The organism is Bradyrhizobium sp. MI1.10 (assembly GCF_055811035.1).
In genome coordinates, this window is record NZ_JBVVPN010000143.1 from 1 (window position 1) to 919 (window position 919).

1 protein-coding gene is annotated in these 919 nt (G+C 63.4%); it reads left to right on the top strand.

Features of this window, described 5'->3' with window-relative positions:
• Nucleotides 1–561, top strand: a 561-nt coding sequence (locus AC0L3K_RS40630) for an IS110 family RNA-guided transposase (RefSeq protein WP_354129656.1), incomplete at its 5' end; no start/stop codon positions are given.
• Nucleotides 562–919 lie beyond the last annotated feature (358 nt).

Below are 919 nucleotides of genomic sequence, written 5' to 3' on the forward strand. Positions count from 1 at the left end.
GGTATCCTCGCGACGCGCACCGATGTGCTCTCGCCTCGCATGTTGCGCATCATCGAGGATCTGGCGGGTGACTGGCGCCGGCTGGATGAGCGTATCGAGGACCTCTCCAGCGAAATCGAGGCATTGGCCCGTCAAGACAAAGGCTGCGAGCGACTGATGACGGTGCCCGGCATTGGCCCGATCATCTCGAGCGCGATGGTGGCTGCGATCGGCACTGGAGACGTGTTCTCGAAAGGCCGCGACTTCGGCGCCTGGCTTGGACTGGTGCCGAAGCAGATATCGACCGGCGACCGCACGATCCTCGGCAAGATATCAAGGCGCGGCAATCGCTACCTGCGCGCGCTGTTTGTGCAGGCCGCGTGGGTTGTGCTGGTCAAGGTCAAGGGTTGGGAGCGCTATGGCCTCAAATCTTGGATCGAAGCCGCCAAGAAACGATTGCACCACAACGTGCTGGCGATTGCGCTCGCCAACAAGCTCGCCCGGATCGCCTGGGCGGTTCTCAACAAGGGACGCGCCTTCGAGTGCGTCAACACGGAGGAGACGGCGTCCCGAGCTGCCTGATCCTCGCACCGTGCTCGGGGCCGTCAAGGCGCGGCCTGACCGCGGTAGAGCAAGACGTCAGGACAGCACGACGGCCGGCCTTGACGGCCCTTGCGCGCGGCGCGTCTGCGCGCGCAGGCCGGGACAAAGGAACGACCGCCAGGCACGAACTAAGGAACAGCACGAGGTGAGGTGCGATCGATGACGTAACCAACATCCCTTACCCGCCGAGGTCTGCGAGAGGAATGAGACAACGATGGAGGATCGGTCTTCCCGGCGCATGCGAACACTGGTGACCCGAATGGCCCGTTCGAGGCCTGTCCGCTAATTAGCTCGAATGCGCGCTGATATCCATGATGGCCCGGAGCACAACACGCTC